The 15,412-nt window shown below is 29.9% G+C and carries 17 protein-coding genes and 2 tRNA genes; 15 read left to right on the top strand and 4 right to left on the bottom strand.

Annotation, left to right across the window (positions count from 1 at the left end; translation table 11 throughout):
• Positions 1 to 2: 2 nt before the first annotated feature.
• Positions 3 to 467: an LEA type 2 family protein gene (locus tag AQ1685_RS09940; protein ID WP_095071742.1), complete on the bottom strand. Its 465-nt coding sequence runs from the start codon at positions 465 to 467 to the stop codon at positions 3 to 5.
• A gap of 50 nt (positions 468 to 517) precedes the next feature.
• Between AQ1685_RS09940 and prmC the strand changes: the two genes are divergently transcribed.
• Together prmC and AQ1685_RS09930 are read left to right on the top strand one after the other, a co-directional pair.
• Positions 518 to 1,363, top strand: a complete 846-nt coding sequence (prmC, locus tag AQ1685_RS09935; protein ID WP_095071741.1) for a peptide chain release factor N(5)-glutamine methyltransferase — start codon at positions 518 to 520, stop codon at positions 1,361 to 1,363.
• A gap of 9 nt (positions 1,364 to 1,372) precedes the next feature.
• The gene (locus AQ1685_RS09930) at positions 1,373 to 2,308 is read left to right on the top strand and encodes a pentapeptide repeat-containing protein (protein ID WP_095071740.1); all 936 of its coding nucleotides are present in this window, start codon (positions 1,373 to 1,375) and stop codon (positions 2,306 to 2,308) included.
• A 54-nt stretch (positions 2,309 to 2,362) separates the two neighbouring features.
• Here AQ1685_RS09930 and AQ1685_RS09925 read toward each other — a convergent pair whose 3' ends face one another.
• Positions 2,363 to 3,190, bottom strand: coding sequence for an outer membrane beta-barrel protein (locus AQ1685_RS09925; protein WP_095071738.1), 828 nt, complete (start codon positions 3,188 to 3,190; stop codon positions 2,363 to 2,365).
• Between the two features lie 92 nt (positions 3,191 to 3,282).
• On the opposite strand from AQ1685_RS09925, the gene AQ1685_RS09920 reads away from it, so the two are divergent.
• From AQ1685_RS09920 to AQ1685_RS09890, 7 genes are all read left to right on the top strand, one after another.
• Complete coding sequence (locus AQ1685_RS09920) at positions 3,283 to 4,467, top strand: THUMP-like domain-containing protein (RefSeq protein WP_095071736.1); 1,185 nt, start codon at positions 3,283 to 3,285, stop codon at positions 4,465 to 4,467.
• 198 nt (positions 4,468 to 4,665) lie between these two features.
• On the top strand, positions 4,666 to 5,289 hold the full coding sequence (locus AQ1685_RS09915; protein WP_095071735.1) for a tropomyosin: 624 nt from the start codon (positions 4,666 to 4,668) through the stop codon (positions 5,287 to 5,289).
• Complete coding sequence (locus AQ1685_RS09910; protein ID WP_231970354.1) at positions 5,255 to 6,835, top strand: hypothetical protein; 1,581 nt, start codon at positions 5,255 to 5,257, stop codon at positions 6,833 to 6,835. The genes AQ1685_RS09915 and AQ1685_RS09910 overlap by 35 nt, the downstream gene beginning before the upstream one ends.
• A 35-nt stretch (positions 6,836 to 6,870) precedes the next feature.
• The gene (gene smpB, locus AQ1685_RS09905; protein WP_173862354.1) at positions 6,871 to 7,326 is read left to right on the top strand and encodes an SsrA-binding protein SmpB; all 456 of its coding nucleotides are present in this window, start codon (positions 6,871 to 6,873) and stop codon (positions 7,324 to 7,326) included.
• Between the two features lie 2 nt (positions 7,327 to 7,328).
• Complete coding sequence (locus AQ1685_RS09900; RefSeq protein ID WP_095071730.1) at positions 7,329 to 7,910, top strand: Maf family nucleotide pyrophosphatase; 582 nt, start codon at positions 7,329 to 7,331, stop codon at positions 7,908 to 7,910.
• Between the two features lie 50 nt (positions 7,911 to 7,960).
• Entirely contained in the window at positions 7,961 to 8,911 is a 951-nt protein-coding gene (locus tag AQ1685_RS09895; RefSeq protein WP_095071727.1) for a transketolase family protein, read from the top strand.
• Between the two features lie 51 nt (positions 8,912 to 8,962).
• The gene (locus tag AQ1685_RS09890; protein ID WP_095071725.1) at positions 8,963 to 9,583 is read left to right on the top strand and encodes a porin family protein; all 621 of its coding nucleotides are present in this window, start codon (positions 8,963 to 8,965) and stop codon (positions 9,581 to 9,583) included.
• Positions 9,584 to 9,653: 70 nt separating this feature from the next.
• Here the strand turns inward: AQ1685_RS09890 and AQ1685_RS09885 are convergent, their stop codons facing one another.
• Entirely contained in the window at positions 9,654 to 10,571 is a 918-nt protein-coding gene (locus AQ1685_RS09885; protein ID WP_095071722.1) for an FKBP-type peptidyl-prolyl cis-trans isomerase, read from the bottom strand.
• A gap of 76 nt (positions 10,572 to 10,647) precedes the next feature.
• Between AQ1685_RS09885 and AQ1685_RS09880 the strand changes: the two genes are divergently transcribed.
• Together AQ1685_RS09880 and AQ1685_RS09875 are read left to right on the top strand one after the other, a co-directional pair.
• A complete protein-coding gene (locus AQ1685_RS09880) occupies positions 10,648 to 11,028 on the top strand; it encodes an RNA-binding S4 domain-containing protein (RefSeq protein ID WP_095071720.1) in 381 nt (126 codons plus the stop codon).
• A 9-nt stretch (positions 11,029 to 11,037) separates the two neighbouring features.
• Complete coding sequence (locus AQ1685_RS09875) at positions 11,038 to 11,541, top strand: phosphoribosyltransferase family protein (RefSeq protein WP_095071718.1); 504 nt, start codon at positions 11,038 to 11,040, stop codon at positions 11,539 to 11,541.
• Here the strand turns inward: AQ1685_RS09875 and AQ1685_RS09870 are convergent.
• Entirely contained in the window at positions 11,522 to 12,043 is a 522-nt protein-coding gene (locus AQ1685_RS09870; RefSeq protein ID WP_157730174.1) for a shikimate kinase, read from the bottom strand. The genes AQ1685_RS09875 and AQ1685_RS09870 overlap by 20 nt on opposite strands.
• A gap of 108 nt (positions 12,044 to 12,151) precedes the next feature.
• On the opposite strand from AQ1685_RS09870, the gene AQ1685_RS09865 reads away from it, so the two are divergent.
• From AQ1685_RS09865 to AQ1685_RS09850, 4 genes are all read left to right on the top strand, one after another.
• A tRNA-Lys gene (locus AQ1685_RS09865) sits at positions 12,152 to 12,227 on the top strand.
• A gap of 34 nt (positions 12,228 to 12,261) precedes the next feature.
• Positions 12,262 to 12,345 (top strand) — tRNA-Leu (locus tag AQ1685_RS09860).
• Positions 12,346 to 12,454: 109 nt separating this feature from the next.
• A complete protein-coding gene (locus tag AQ1685_RS09855; RefSeq protein ID WP_095071714.1) occupies positions 12,455 to 13,240 on the top strand; it encodes a carboxypeptidase-like regulatory domain-containing protein in 786 nt (261 codons plus the stop codon).
• A gap of 21 nt (positions 13,241 to 13,261) precedes the next feature.
• Positions 13,262 to 15,409, top strand: coding sequence for an endonuclease (locus AQ1685_RS09850; protein WP_095071713.1), 2,148 nt, complete (start codon positions 13,262 to 13,264; stop codon positions 15,407 to 15,409).
• Positions 15,410 to 15,412: the final 3 nt, after the last annotated feature.

Raw genomic sequence — 15,412 nt, 5'->3', positions numbered from 1 at the left:
AACTATAATTTAATTTTTATTTCTTCAGTTTTATCTATAACATAAGTACTAGAAAAACCTAAGACTTTATATTTTATTTCTCCTTTAAACCTTACTTTCAAATTATTATTGATTATCGAGTTTAAAATACCACCTAAAATCCCATTTTTTTTGTCATTAAAAACTTTACTAGCTGGCATAACAACATTTAAAGGAATAGAAAACTCATTATTTGCAGGAACTTTAAATTCTTCAGAAGAAACTTGCGCTACTTCTTCTCCACTTATAATAACTTTAATCTCATCTGTTGCTAACTTACCTCCAATATCATTTTCATTTTTAAAATAAGCTTTAGCTTGTAATCGTACAGTGTCAGATTTTAATGAAACAAACCTAATATCGTCTACTTTAACAAATACAGGTTTCTTTTTTACTGAACAATTCATCAATAAGAAACATAAAGCTGTAAAATAAATTAAGTTCTTCATTTGTTTTCTATAAATTTGATTTATCAAAAGTACCAATTTACCTTGAATATATGAAGCTAAACGACTTCAGAACTTTTTTTAATAAAGAACTAGAAAATATATACCCTAAAAAAGAGATCGATACTTTCTTTTTTAGAATTATTGAAGCTAAAATGAAGCTAGATACAACAGCTGTTTTTACTAAAGGAGATACTAAAATCACCGATAAAAAATTAGCTGAATTAACTATCATTACAGAACGATTAAAAACTGAAGAACCTTTACAATACATTTTAGGAAACACAGAGTTTTATGGTTATAATTTTGAAGTGAATCCTAATGTATTAATTCCCAGACCTGAAACTGAAGAATTAATTACATGGATTAAAACATCTTATTTGGAAAACACTAATGTTAAAATTTTAGATATTGGTACTGGATCAGGTTGTATTCCAATTACCATAAAAAAGGAAATTCCTTCAGCAAACGTATTTGCTTTAGATATTTCTAAAAAAGCGATTGAAACAGCAAAAAAGAATGCTGAAAACAATAATGTTGATGTTACTTTTTTGTTACATGATATACTTTCTGAAAAGAAACTAGAAAGCACATTTGATATTATAGTTTCTAATCCTCCTTATGTCAGAAACTTAGAAAAAAAAGAAATAAAAAACAACGTACTAAATAATGAACCTCATTTAGCGTTATTTGTAGCAGACAATAATCCTTTGATTTTTTACAAAAGAATTGCTGATGTAGCTAAGTACGCTTTAAATGCTAATGGAATTCTTTTTTTTGAAATCAATCAGTATTTAGGAAAAGAAACCAAAGAAATGTTGATCAGCAAAGGTTACAAGAATGTAATTTTAAAGCAAGATTTATTTGGTAACGATAGAATGATTAAAGCCAATCTTTAAATAATTATTATGGAAGATAATCTCCAAAACGAATTAGAAAAATTACAAAAAGAAAATGATGCTTTACGCGCTAAAGTAGATAAAGCGGCTTCAAAAGCTAAACGTAAAGAAGAACGAACTAAAAAGACGTTAAGTTGGACATGGAAAATGTTCACAGGTGCTTCTTTAAACAAAAGTTTTAATAATTGGTTTGTTGAGTTTCACTCAGAAAAGCACGTTTCTCCAGATACATCTGCCAGTTTACTTACTGCTTTAGTAAAGAGATTTTTAAGAGTACGTATGTTCAGCGTAATTTTATTATTATTCTCAATTGTACCTTCATTAATTTCATTATATATTTTAATCAAACAAAATGATTTAATTAGAACTCAAAATCTTTTAGTTGAAAGTTCAAGAAGATCTTCATACAGTTATCAATTAGCAAATTTATATGACGCCATAGATAACAAAGGTTTTAAAGGAACTAAGAAAAGAATAGTTGGATTATGTAGTGTTTTAAAACCATACAACTATTTAGATGAAGACGGACATTCAACTGTTTTCTATAGCCCAGAAAGAACTCAATTACTTTTATATTTATTAGAATCTAATATGACAAAAGCTGAATTGAGCGCAATATTTGATAATACTGACTTTTCTTATTGTGATCTTAGAAACACAAACCTATCGGGAAAGCATTTATCAGGAATCAATTTATCTCATTCTAATTTAAAAAACTGTGAATTGAATGCTGCGAACTTAAGTAACGCCGATTTAACAGGTTCTAATTTAAAAAACATCCAATTCTCTAATGGATGGGCAAAAAACACAATTTTTGTAAATACAGATTTAACCGATGCTAGAATTACCAAGGCTAAAGATCTTTCTGGTGCCGATTTTACAGATGCTAGAATAAACAATACAAATTTTGACTTATCAGAACTCAAAAATGTAAAAGGATTATAAATAAAAAAGAGGCTTAATTATAAGCCTCTTTTTTATTTATTAAATTTTTGTCTATTACTTAAAACTATAAGTAACTCCAAAGTTTATTCCAAATGAAGAATACGGTGCTTCTGGAGAAGGTAAACCATTTTCTCCCCATTGTAATCTTTCACTTAATAATGAGCTTAATTCAGCTAATGGAGTAGCTCCTAATTGTTGAGCTAAAGCCGCTGCAGAAACAGTTTCTGGTCCAGTTGCAGTAATTCTAACTGCTTCAAAATCTCCTAATTCAGAAATATCTCTAGTTACGTCAATAGACATGTATTCTACTTCAGCAAATAAAGAAAGGTTGTCTGAAATTGGAAACTTATAACCTGCTGCACCAATGAAACCTAATGGAAACTTCCCTCTAAAATCGGTAGTAAAATCAGCCTTTACATCACCAATTCCAGTTAAAGCGTTAGGTAATGTTAAATCTACTACAGCTTCAGTTTTACCAGCGATTTTTGTTATCATACCAGCACGAACATAAAAGTTTTCATTTATGTTATAAATACCAGATAAAGATGCTCCAAAAGCTCTTCCTCTAGTTTTCAGATCTAAAATACCTTCAACTTTTTGAAACTGTTGATCTGTTCCATAGATATAACCTACACCAACTTCTACTCCCCATTTTTCGTTAAAAAAGTATCCTCCTCTTAACTGAGTTTGTACTCCTTCACCATAACTTCCTTCGAAAGTTCCAAGATTAACGATTCCTGTTGGAGTTAAAACAGAGTTAGAGCGGAATTCCTTCTCTCCTGCTCCAAATGCATATCCTCCACTAAAAGATACATAAAATTGTGCACTAGCTGTAAATGAACATAACACTACACACAACATCAAAAAACTATTTTTAATCATAAATATTAAATGTTTGTTGCAATTATTGAGGCGCGAAAATCATAAAAATATCAGTATTTTTGGCTATCAGAAGCCATATTTTTTTACTTTTTTTGAATACAAATATTTTAACAACTGACGTACAGGATTTTATAAATTCTAATTTAAAAAGTGATATCTCGAAACTTATTTTTAAAGGGAGTCCTTTTACTAATATTTCTATACAAGAGTTAGCAAATCAAATACAAGCTAAGCAGAAAAGTGAAAAGAAACTCCCTACTTGGTTTGCTACCAAAAACATTTATTATCCTCCTAAAATTTCAATTGAACAAACATCTTCTGAAATCACTGCAAAATATAAATCTGAACTTATCACAGGGAAAATATTAGCTGATATCTCAGGAGGTTTTGGCGTAGATTCATTTTATTTTTCAAAATTATTTGAAACTGTATTTCACTGTGAAATTAATACAGAACTTTCTGAAATAGTAAACTACAACGCAAATCAGTTGAATGTAAAAAATATTAGAACTCAAAATATTAATGGTGTTCAATTTATTCAGGAATATGAAGGTGATTTAGATTGTATTTATATAGATCCGTCTAGAAGAGATACACAACAAAACAAAGTTTTTCTATTAAGAGACTGTACTCCAAATGTACCAGATTCACTAGATATTCTGTTTTCAAAATCTAATCAGATACTTATAAAAACTTCTCCTTTGTTAGATTTATCATCAGCTATAAATGAATTAAGTAATGTAAAAGAAATTCATATTGTTGCGGTAAATAATGAGGTAAAAGAGTTACTGTTTCTACTAGAGAAAGATTATGACGAGCATATAGATATTAAAACTGTAAATATTTTAAAGTCAACAACACAAAAATTCAATTTTCAATTATCTTGGGAAAAGAAAATACCTGAATATAGTTTACCTTTAGCTTATTTATACGAACCTAATACAGCTGTTTTAAAGTCAGGAGCTTTCAATGAAATAGCTATATTTTACAAACTAAAAAAGTTACATAACCATTCACATTTGTACACTTCAAATGAATTGATTTCAGAATTCCCTGGTCGATCATTCAAAATTGAAAAAACAATCCCCTACAATAAAAAAATAATTCAAAAAGAGATTCCAGAGAAGAAAGCTAATATTACAGTAAGAAACTTTGGAAAATCAGTAGAGCAAATAAGAAAAGAGACAAAAATAAAAAGTGGTGGTGATGTTTTTATTTTTGCAACAAAGTTGCTTGATGCATCTAATGTTTTGATTGTCAATACAAAAATTAAATAGTTTTTTATATCTTTGATTTGGTTACTTAACTAAGTTAGAGGTAGCTACTGAAAAGTGTTTAAGGGGGAAAACACTAGCGTAGCCTAGGTCTATTTAGGCTACGCGCCCCTTACAAATCTTAACTACTTATATCACAGTTTACTTATATTTTAAAAAGATTTGTATTTTAGCTTTCGATAATCAATATAACCCAACTCTATGCCTTTTTTAAACGATCAAGAACTTGAAGACTTACAACAAGAGATTAAAGACTTAAATTCTAAAAATGAAGATTTAGAAAATGAATTGAACGAAAAAGTTGAAGAGATTGCAGATGTAAAAAGTGTATCTAGAAATAGAAATATTATTTTAAGTTTCATAGCTGGTATTAGTTTAGCTTTAGCTTATTTTGCTTACCAAGGTAAATTTGGAGGACCCGCTTCAAAAAAATCGGCATTAAATCAAGAACAGATCGATCGAATTATTGATAGTGTTCAAACCGCAAATGCAGATAATTATCAAGATGAAAGCTATAGCGATGAATATGATGATGAAGGAGCTTCTGGAAATGGTAAAATTTCCGCTATAAAAGATGGAATAAAGGGCAAAACTATTTATTCAGTTCAAATTGGAGCTTTTACAGAAAAAAGATATCCTCTATTATCTAAAACCATAGCTGGAAATTTATCTGAAAGTGATTATTTAAGATATTCAATTGGTTTATTTGAAACTTTAAAAGAAGCCCAAAACTTCAGAAAACAATTATTAAACTACGGATTTGAAGATGCATTTGTAGCTTCATATATTAATGGAAAAAGACAAAAAATTCATAAACCTTATTAAATTACTAATGACGAATAGTTTATTAAGAACGCTAGTGTTATTTTTATCACTAAGCGTTCATTTTTTTTATGCTCAAGATAAAGAAACACATCAGAAAAAAACTCAGTTAGGCTTTGCTCAACTTGATTTTTTGAGCATCGATATGCCAGATATTAACGAACCTAATATGGATTTTACAGGAATTCATTATAATTTAAAACTAAATGATTGGAGCTATGCTGGTTTAGGTTTTTATGGAGCTGTTGGTGGTGTTAGAGGTGGTTTTTTTACATTAGGAGTTAATGCTGGTATTAACTATAAATTTTATAATAACTTTTTTGTTGATACTGGAATTCATTTTGGCGGCGGTGGTGGTGCTGCTGCTCCTGATGGTGGTGGTGCTTTTATTTTACCTCACTTTAATTTAGGATATGATTTTAAGCACTTCTCTATATCTTCTGGTTGGAGTTATGTTGACTTTTTCGATGGAGGTACTATAAATAGCAATCAGTTTTACGCTGCTATACAAATACCTTTAAACTTTAATCATTCTGATTTTAAGAATAGAGAGAGTAAATACACTTTTGACGACTTAAAAAATAGTGATTGGAATACTAAATCAAACAGAATTTCTCTAATGGTACATTTAAACAATTTATCAGTTAGAGGTGATTCGCAATTTTCTACTGGAGAGTCTATTAAAGGAAGAACAATAAGATTGGCTGGTTTTGAATTTATATCTTTTTTAGATAAAAATTGGTTATTCTTTGTTAGAGCAGACGGTGCTTTCCATGGAATTCCTGCTGGCTATATGGATATTTTCTTAGGTGGTGGTTATCATGTATCTATGAATAAAAATAAAACTAATATCCAAGCTAAATTTGGAATTGGAGCTGGTGGCGGTGGTGGAGTTGATACTAAAGGAGGTTTTTTAATTTATCCTGATCTTTCTCTAGAACAAAAATTATTCGACAATTTCTATGCTACAATAAACAAAGGATTCTTAATGAGTCCTGATGCTCACTTCCTAACTTCTACTTTTGGTGTTGGATTAAAATATTATGTAGATAAAGAAGGTACAACTTCAGATTTTACCGAACCTACAAGTTTTAAATTTAAAGGAGTTCAAACAATTGTAAAGCAAGATTGGTACATTGATGCTGCTAGAAATGGTAATTTTGACTTAGATATGCATCAAATTTCATTACAAGTTAATGTATTCTTAAACAAATACATTTATGCTGCTGGCCAAACTTCATTTGCAAATTTCGGAGATGCAGGAGCTTATGCAGAAGGAATTGTTGGTTTAGGAGCAGAATCTAATCGTTTCTTAAAAGACAAAGTTAGTGTTTATGGTCAACTATTAGGTGGAGCTGCAGGAGGTGGCGGAATAAGCACTGGACAAGGTTTAATTGTAAAACCAAGTTTTGGTGTAGACGTAAAATTATTAGAAAACTTGAGTTTGAGAGGCGGAATTGGTTATGTAAAAGCACGAGGCGGAGAGTTAAGTAGTACTTTTGCTAACTTTGGAATTAATTATAATATTTCTATGCTTACTGCTAAATAATATTATTTAGTTTTGTAGCCTATTGCTGAGGAATTATGCAGAAAAAAATAAACATACAGAATAAAAAAGCTCGTTTTGAATACGAGATTATAGATAAATATACTGCTGGTATCCAATTAACGGGTACAGAAATAAAATCTATTCGACAAAGTAAAGCTAGAATCACAGAAAGCTTTTGTGAATTTAATGAACGAGGTGAATTGTTTGTAATAAACATGTATATTGAAGAATATGCTTTTGGTCACCACTACAATCATAACCCTAAAAGTGAACGTAGACTTTTATTAAATAAACAAGAACTGAAAAAATTAGCTCGTGAAGTTGAAGCCAAAGGAAATACAATAGTTCCTTTACGTTTATTTATTAATGAAAACGGTTGGGCTAAACTCGATATTGCTTTAGCTAAAGGTAAAAAAACTCATGACAAACGAAACACAATTAAAGATCGTGACAATAAAAGAGATCTAGCTCGTTTGAAAAAGAATTACTAATCATGCTTAAAGAGAAACTAGCTAAATACAATATCATTCTTGCTTCTGGTTCACCAAGACGTCAACAATTTTTTCTAGATTTAGATTTAGAGTTTGAGATTCGTTTAAAAGAAGTTGAAGAAATATTTCCTGATCATTTAAAGGAAGCTGAAATTACTGATTTTTTAGCTGATTTAAAATCAAAAGCTTTTGATAATGAATTAAAGGATAATGATATATTAATCACTTCTGATACTATTGTTTGGTTAAACGATAAAGCACTTGGCAAACCTAAAGATTATGACGATGCTTTTCGTATGCTACAGAGCTTATCCAATACAGGTCATAAAGTAATTACCTCTGTAAGTATCAAAGGAAAAAATTTTCAAAAAATATTTCATGATATTGCTTTAGTTAACTTTAGGAAGCTTACAAATGAAGAGATTCATTATTACATAAAGAACTACGAGCCTTTTGATAAAGCTGGAGCTTATGGAATACAAGATTGGATAGGCAAAATAGGAATTCATAAAATAGAAGGAAGTTATTTTAATGTAATGGGACTTCCTGTTCATAAATTATATAAAGAATTAGAAAATTTATAACCTTCTTATAAGCTAAAAGTTTATTTTTGGGCAGAATTTACAACACGACAATGAAAAAATACACATTTACAGAAAAAAAAGACACACGTTCTGGTTTTGGTGACGGTTTAACTGAATTAGGAAAAACAAATCCTAATGTAGTAGCCTTATGTGCTGATTTAACAGGTTCATTAAAAATGAATGAATTTGAAAAAAATCATCCAGATCGCTTTTTTCAAGTAGGTATTGCAGAAGCAAACATGATGGGAATAGCAGCTGGACTTACTATTGGTGGTAAAATTCCTTTTACTGGAACATTTGCTAACTTCTCTACAGGTAGAGTTTACGATCAAATTCGTCAATCTATAGCGTATTCACACAAAAATGTTAAAATATGTGCTTCTCACGCAGGTTTAACTTTAGGTGAAGATGGAGCTACACACCAAATTTTAGAAGATATTGGGTTAATGAAAATGTTACCCGGTATGACTGTGATTAATACATGTGATTATAACCAAACTAAAGAAGCTACAATCGCTATTGCTGAGCATGATGGACCAGTATATTTACGTTTCGGTAGACCAAAAGTTCCAGTATTTATGCCAAAAGGTGAATTTAAAATTGGAAAAGCTATCAAATTAACTGAAGGTACAGATGTAACTATAGTTGCTACAGGTCATTTAGTTTGGGAATCTTTATTAGCTGCTGAAGCATTAGAAAAAGAAGGAATTTCTGCTGAAGTTATTAATATTCATACGATAAAACCTTTAGATGAAGAAGCTATTTTAGCATCTGTAGCAAAAACAAAATGTGTTGTTACTGCAGAAGAACATAACAAATTAGGAGGATTAGGTGAAAGTGTAGCACGTTGTTTAGCTCAGAACGCTCCTACTCCACAAGAATTTGTTGCTGTAGATGATAGTTTTGGAGAGTCTGGAACACCAGATCAACTAATGAAAAAATACAAAATTAACGATGAGGCTGTAATAGCAGCTGTTAAGAAAGTAATAAAGAGAAAATAAACGAGTTAATAACTCGTTTTTTTTATATACAATAATTCTAAAAGTAAAATTATGAAGAAACTTATTTTTACATTATGCTTATTATTTGCAGCTGTACAATTTTCTGAAGCGCAAATAGGTTTTGGTATTAAAGGAGGTATAAACTACAACTCAGATTCATTTAAAGATGTATCAGATGATATCATTAATGGAAATGCAGAAAGTAGAACAGGATTTCATGCAGGGATTTGGCTACGTTTTAAATTACCAATGACTGGCTGGTATATTAGACCAGAATTGGTATATACTTCTTTAAAAAGTGAAGTAGAGTTAAATACAACTCCAGCTACTACAAAAGCTAATTATGATTTTCAGAAAATAGATATTCCTGTATTATTAGGGAAAAAATTCTTTAAAATAGCTTATGCTAATATTGGACCATCATTTCAATATATTATTGATGGTGATTTAGATTTCGATGCCGTTTCTAATATAAAAGCTGATGGTTTTACTGTAGGTTTACAATTAGGAGGTGGAATTGAAATAGGAAAAGTTGGTTTAGATTTACGTTGGGAAAGAGCTTTTTCTGATGTAGAGTCTGAATTAATTTCTAATGTTGGAGGATCTAATGCTACAGCAAATTTCGATACTAGAGTGAATCAAATTATTATTGGACTTTCATATAGATTTTAAAAGAATCTTTTCAAAAATTAAAAAAGGACAACGAAATTCGTTGTCCTTTTTTAATTTTTTTTTTTGAAATTTAATTATCCTTAGATTTTCTTATATCAGGATTCAAATAATCTGGTAAACTCGGATTGTCTGTATCACTAAAATCATTTAATGGATTACCATCTTCTATCATAGTATCTTCATTTCTTGTTAAAACAAGATCTCCATCATCATCTGGATCTAAGAAATTCGGTACACCATTACCATCAGTATCATCATTCCAAGGTCTACCGTCTCCATCTAAATCTTCTAAAATTGAAGGAATACCATCATTGTCAATATCAGTATCAGCAACAATATCATTCATCTCTACATAAAACATTAATATATCATTAGGTAAAATTCCACCACTTGGCTGTCCTTCATTTCTATAAGCCAAACCAGAAGGAATAAATAAAACACCTTTACCAGTACCTGAATATGTTATAGGTCCGTTAGGCATAGTAGCATTAACTCCTCCTTTAAAATTCGTCATACCGAAAGTCCAACCACGAATTACACTCGACCCTAATACAAACCATAAATTTGTATTTATATCAAATTGTACTGGACTAATTCTTTCTGAATCTAAAATTTTTCTTCCTGAATAATTAACTAAAACAGAATCAACTACTGTTGGATTTCCTTTTGAAGAAGTTCCTTCATCTCTAACATAAGCATAAAGCTTAAAATCAATATCATTACCATTAATAGTCTCAACAACATCTTGTGTAATTAAATTTGGATCTTGTGATAACGGCGTTTTACCATCTTCCATAGGTTTCACTAAATCTGTATCTAAATCATAATAATGATTTTGAAAAAATTTAACCAAAGAATCGTTATCGATAGTAGATTGTGCTGCATGATCAAAGTTAGGATCAATTGTACTCACAGGATCATTATCACCACACGAATACACTAAAATTGAAATAATACCAATTAATAGTATATGTTTTATTTTCATCATTTATTTTTATTTAGGCTTGCAATTTACCATTTTTATACCTTTGTAAAAAGAAGTCAACAAAAAATTAACTTTTTGAATGAGGATCGATAAATATTTATGGTGTATTAGAATGTTTAAAACAAGAAATATAGCCACAAATGCTTGTAAAAAAGGACAAGTAAAAATAGACGATAAGATTTGTAAACCTTCAAGAGACATCTTTGGTGGTGAAACTATAACAGTTCGAAAAAATCAAATCAATTACAAAATAATTGTTTTAGACATTCCACCAAACAGAGTTGGAGCCAAATTAGTAGACTTATATCGAAAAGATATAACTCCTAAGGAAGAGTTTGAAAAGACAGAATTATTAAAATACGCAAAAGACTATTATAGAAAAAAAGGTACTGGAAGACCTACTAAAAAAGACAGAAGAGATATTGAAGATTATTATGATACTAATGAAGAAGATTCATAAATTTGCAGTATGACTGAAACAAATAACATCATTTTAAATAATACACAGATTCACCAAAAGATTAAAAGAATTGCCTATCAAATCTATGAAGTGAATCATTCAGAAAATGAAGTGGTTATAGCTGGAATAGCAAATAATGGTTATTTGTTAGCAGAAAAAATTGTTGAAGAACTTAAAGTAATTTCTGATTTAAGTATCACTCTTTGCAAGGTAAACATTAACAAGAAAAATCCTTTAGAAGAAATTACCACAGATATTTCTGTTAATGAATATACTAATAAATCATTAGTTTTAGTAGATGACGTGTTACACTCTGGAACCACCTTAATTTACGCAGTAAAACACTTTTTAGGTGTTCCTTTAAAGAAGTTTAAAACAGCAGTATTAGTAAATAGAAATCATAAAAAATACCCTATAAAAGCCGATTTCAAGGGTATTTCATTATCAACTTCTATAAAAGAACACGTGGTCGTTGAGTTTAACAATAATGATATTATTGCTTTTTTAGAATAGCTTTAATATCTGATATAATCTCATCTACATTTTTGTCACTTGTATTTACTTTATGTAAAGCTTGTTCGTAGAAAAAACTACGTTCAAATAAATGCTTAGCAATAAACTCATGCAATTCTTCATCATTTAATTTGGCTACTAAAGGTCTAGATTCTTTTTCATCCTTTAGTCTTCCTACAATTGTTTGAATTGATGTTCTTAAATAAATAGAATTTACACCCATACTGTTTATTACATCCATATTGCCTGCATAACATGGAGTTCCTCCTCCTAAAGAAAGAATAAAGTCATCTTCTCTATTTAAAAGTTCTTTTAAATACTCGTGCTCTTTTAGTCTAAAAAATATTTCTCCTTCTAGATCGAAAATTTCAGAAATTGATTTATTCAATTTACTTTCTATGTAATGGTCTAAATCAATAAAAGGTAAATTTTCATGTTCAGAAATTGATTTTCCTATAGTAGACTTACCACTTCCCATGTAACCTAAAAGTATAATTTTCATGTAAATAAATTTTTCTTTTACAAAGATTAAAAAAAAAACATAAAAAATACTTTCAAGTTTTAAAAAACGTGTGTATATTTGCACTCGCTTTTCGGAAGAAGAGTTTAAGACCGGGTAGCTCAGTTGGTAGAGCATCTCCCTTTTAAGGAGAGGGTCCTGGGTTCGAGCCCCAGCCCGGTCACCAAAGTTAAGCTTCTAGCTTAACTTTTTTTGTTTATGCGCATATGGCGGAATTGGTAGACGCGCTGCCTTGAGGGGGCAGTATTCTTATGAATGTGGAAGTTCGAATCTTCTTATGCGCACATTCAAACGTTTCTTTATTAAAGAAACGTTTTTTTATGGAATACTTTTTGAAAGTTCTTTAACGTATAATTGACTAATAGCAACATAAATATTCCGTATTATTGCATTATGCTAAAAAAAATATTTTTCGTAGTACTTATTCTTATTGTATCAAACATAGATGCACAAGAAAAAAAATTAAAAGGTCAAGTAGTTCATGCCGATACAAAGAAACCTTTAAGTGCATCTCATATCCTTAATTTAAATACTGTAATCGGTACAATTACCAATGAAGAAGGGCTTTTTGAAATAACTGCAAAAGCTAACGATACCGTATTAGTATCTTTTTTAGGTTTTGAATCAATTAAACTAAAAGTAACAAATGATCTTCTTAAAGGTAACGAGTTAGAAATAGCATTAAATGAAAAGCCAGAAGAAGTAAAAGAAATTATCATAAAATCAACAAAACTGATAGGAGTTTTAGAAGTCGATATAAAACAAGTACCTAAAGATAAATTTACAAGGATACATTTAAATGGACTTCCACAAACGTATGAAGTTGGTAGACCACAAAAGATCTCCTCTCCTATTGCTAAACTACTCAACCCTGTTGATCTCGTCTATAATTTATTTGGAAAGAAACCAAAACAGCTAAAAAAACTTCAAAAACTTAAGAAAGAAGATGATTTACGTAAAATGTTAGCTGGTAAATTTGATAGAGAAGTAATGATGGAATATTTAGAAATGGATAAACAACAATTAACTAAATTATTAGATGATTGTGATTATTCAGAATATTTTATAAAAAAAGCCAGCGACTTACAATTAATTGAAGCCGTTTTAAATTGTTATGAAAATTATAAAGCTATTAAAAAAGGAAAAATAGAAAGGGATCGAATACCCCGAAAAAATTAAATTCAAAATAAATAACTATTTATGGTAAAAAAATTACCTTTTAGAATTTTTCTTTTGTTATGCATAGCAATAACAAGCAATCTTATAGCACAGCAAAGTTATTACAACGATGTTGATCTTAATTTAACAGGAACATCTTTAAGAGATGCTCTAGCTGTAAAAATAATCAATACACATACTAATGCATTAGATTACACTCCTGGAATATGGGAAGCTTCTAGAGCTACAGATGTAAATCCGCTTAATAGTAGTGAAGTTCTACTTATTTATGGTTACAGTGCTTCTGGTACAACTTCTAGAACAAGAGGTATTAACAATAACGGAGGTAGTAATGGTGAATGGAATCGAGAACATGTATTTGCAAATTCTTTAGGAAATCCTGATTTAGATGCTTCAGGAACTAATGGTCCACCTTATGCAGATGCGCATAATTTAAGACCATCTGATACTCAAGTGAATTCTTCAAGAGGAAATAAAAGATTTGCAACAGGTTCAGGTAATTCAGGAGCTGTTACAAATGGTTGGTATCCTGGTGATGAATGGAAAGGAGATGTAGCCAGAATAATTATGTATATGTATCTTAGATATGGTGATCAATGTAAACCTACACAAGTTGGAGTTGGTAACTCTTCAGGAACTCCAGACGACATGATCGATTTGTTTTTACAATGGAACGCAGAAGATCCTGTTTCTGATGTAGAAAAGCAAAGAAATACTTTTCACGAAAATACTTCAAACACTTATGCCCAAGGAAATAGAAATCCTTTTATAGATAACCCAAGATTAGCTACAAGAATTTGGGGAGGACCAAATGCTGAAGATATTTGGGGAATTTATTCTAGTTCAGATACAGAAGCACCAACAGTTCCAACAAATTTAATGGGAAATAATATAACAACTTCTTCTATTGATATTTCTTGGACTGCTTCAACAGACAATGTAAATGTTACTAGTTATGATATTTTTGTTGATGGAAGTTTAGCAACTAATGTAACAAGTACAAATTATACTTTAAATAATTTAACTTCTAACACTACATATACCATTACTGTTTTAGCAAAAGACGCGGTAGGAAATCAATCTGCTCAAACTGCTCCGATTACTCCAAAAACATTAGAAGATACAGAAGCGCCTACTACTCCATCTAATGTTGTCATAAGTAATCAAACAGATACAACATTTAAAGTTTCTTGGTCTGCTTCTACAGATAATACTGGTGTTTCAGAATATGAAATCTATTTGGATGGAACTCTAAATGGAACTTCAATGAATACAGAATACACTGCAAATGGATTAATTGCTTCAACTACATATAATGTTCAAGTTTTAGCAAAAGATGTAGTAGGAAATTCATCTTCTTTAAGTACTGGTGTAGATGCAACAACAACAGATGGAGGAACATCTAGTGCAAATGAATTATTTTTCTCAGAATATGTAGAAGGATCAAGTAATAATAAAGCTCTTGAAATAGCAAACGTTACTTCAAATCCTATAAATTTATCTTCATATAGTATCAGAAGAAATGGAAATGGTGGATCAAGCTGGTCTTCCCCTCTTAACCTTTCTGGAACCATAGCATCTGGTGACGTGTATGTAATAATTAATGGAAATGCTTCTCTTCAAAAACTAATTGATGAAGCTGACTTAATTCATCCAAATACTAGTGCTACAAATAATGGAATACCAATTAATTTTAATGGGAATGATCCTGTCGGGTTGTTTAAAAATGATGTATTAATTGATATTATTGGTACTTTTAATGGTGGACCTTCTAATTTTGCTAAAGACAAAACATTACGTAGAAAATTAACAGTAGTTAATCCTAATACTACTTTTGATCTAACAAATGAATGGGAAGAATTTTCTAGAGATAATGTTGAAAATATTGGGATTCATAATACCGCTACAGCTAGTGTAGAAGATGAAATATTAAAACAAATTAAAGTTTTCCCTAACCCTGCTATTAACGGAACTATTAAAATTCAAAATAAAAGCAGTATTATTATTAAAAGACTAAGTGTGTTTTCTATAGATGGTAAAGAAGTTTTTAATTCTTCTAAAAACTTAAATGAAAACACCATCTTTATCAAGAATTTACAAACTGGAATATACTTTTTAAAAATAAAGACAGATTCTGGAGATAAACATCAAAAGATATTAGTAAAGTAAAAA

Origin of the sequence: Tenacibaculum jejuense, from assembly GCF_900198195.1 — a bacterium.
GTDB lineage: Bacteria > Bacteroidota > Bacteroidia > Flavobacteriales > Flavobacteriaceae > Polaribacter > Polaribacter jejuensis.
This window is presented reverse-complemented; position numbering and strand designations above follow the sequence as displayed.

Bases quoted from the DNA above. Each gene is read 5' to 3' on its own strand.
- AQ1685_RS09940 (WP_095071742.1), bottom strand. From the start codon at position 467: ATGAAGAACTTAATTTATTTTACAGCTTTATGTTTCTTATTGATGAAT.
- prmC (WP_095071741.1), top strand. From the start codon at position 518: ATGAAGCTAAACGACTTCAGAACTTTTTTTAATAAAGAACTAGAAAAT.
- AQ1685_RS09930 (WP_095071740.1), top strand. From the start codon at position 1,373: ATGGAAGATAATCTCCAAAACGAATTAGAAAAATTACAAAAAGAAAAT.
- AQ1685_RS09925 (WP_095071738.1), bottom strand. From the start codon at position 3,190: ATGATTAAAAATAGTTTTTTGATGTTGTGTGTAGTGTTATGTTCATTT.
- AQ1685_RS09915 (WP_095071735.1), top strand. From the start codon at position 4,666: ATGCCTTTTTTAAACGATCAAGAACTTGAAGACTTACAACAAGAGATT.
- AQ1685_RS09910 (WP_231970354.1), top strand. From the start codon at position 5,255: ATGGAAAAAGACAAAAAATTCATAAACCTTATTAAATTACTAATGACG.
- smpB (WP_173862354.1), top strand. From the start codon at position 6,871: ATGCAGAAAAAAATAAACATACAGAATAAAAAAGCTCGTTTTGAATAC.
- AQ1685_RS09900 (WP_095071730.1), top strand. From the start codon at position 7,329: ATGCTTAAAGAGAAACTAGCTAAATACAATATCATTCTTGCTTCTGGT.
- AQ1685_RS09895 (WP_095071727.1), top strand. From the start codon at position 7,961: ATGAAAAAATACACATTTACAGAAAAAAAAGACACACGTTCTGGTTTT.
- AQ1685_RS09890 (WP_095071725.1), top strand. From the start codon at position 8,963: ATGAAGAAACTTATTTTTACATTATGCTTATTATTTGCAGCTGTACAA.
- AQ1685_RS09885 (WP_095071722.1), bottom strand. From the start codon at position 10,571: ATGATGAAAATAAAACATATACTATTAATTGGTATTATTTCAATTTTA.
- AQ1685_RS09880 (WP_095071720.1), top strand. From the start codon at position 10,648: ATGAGGATCGATAAATATTTATGGTGTATTAGAATGTTTAAAACAAGA.
- AQ1685_RS09875 (WP_095071718.1), top strand. From the start codon at position 11,038: ATGACTGAAACAAATAACATCATTTTAAATAATACACAGATTCACCAA.
- AQ1685_RS09870 (WP_157730174.1), bottom strand. From the start codon at position 12,043: ATGAAAATTATACTTTTAGGTTACATGGGAAGTGGTAAGTCTACTATA.
- AQ1685_RS09855 (WP_095071714.1), top strand. From the start codon at position 12,455: ATGCTAAAAAAAATATTTTTCGTAGTACTTATTCTTATTGTATCAAAC.
- AQ1685_RS09850 (WP_095071713.1), top strand. From the start codon at position 13,262: ATGGTAAAAAAATTACCTTTTAGAATTTTTCTTTTGTTATGCATAGCA.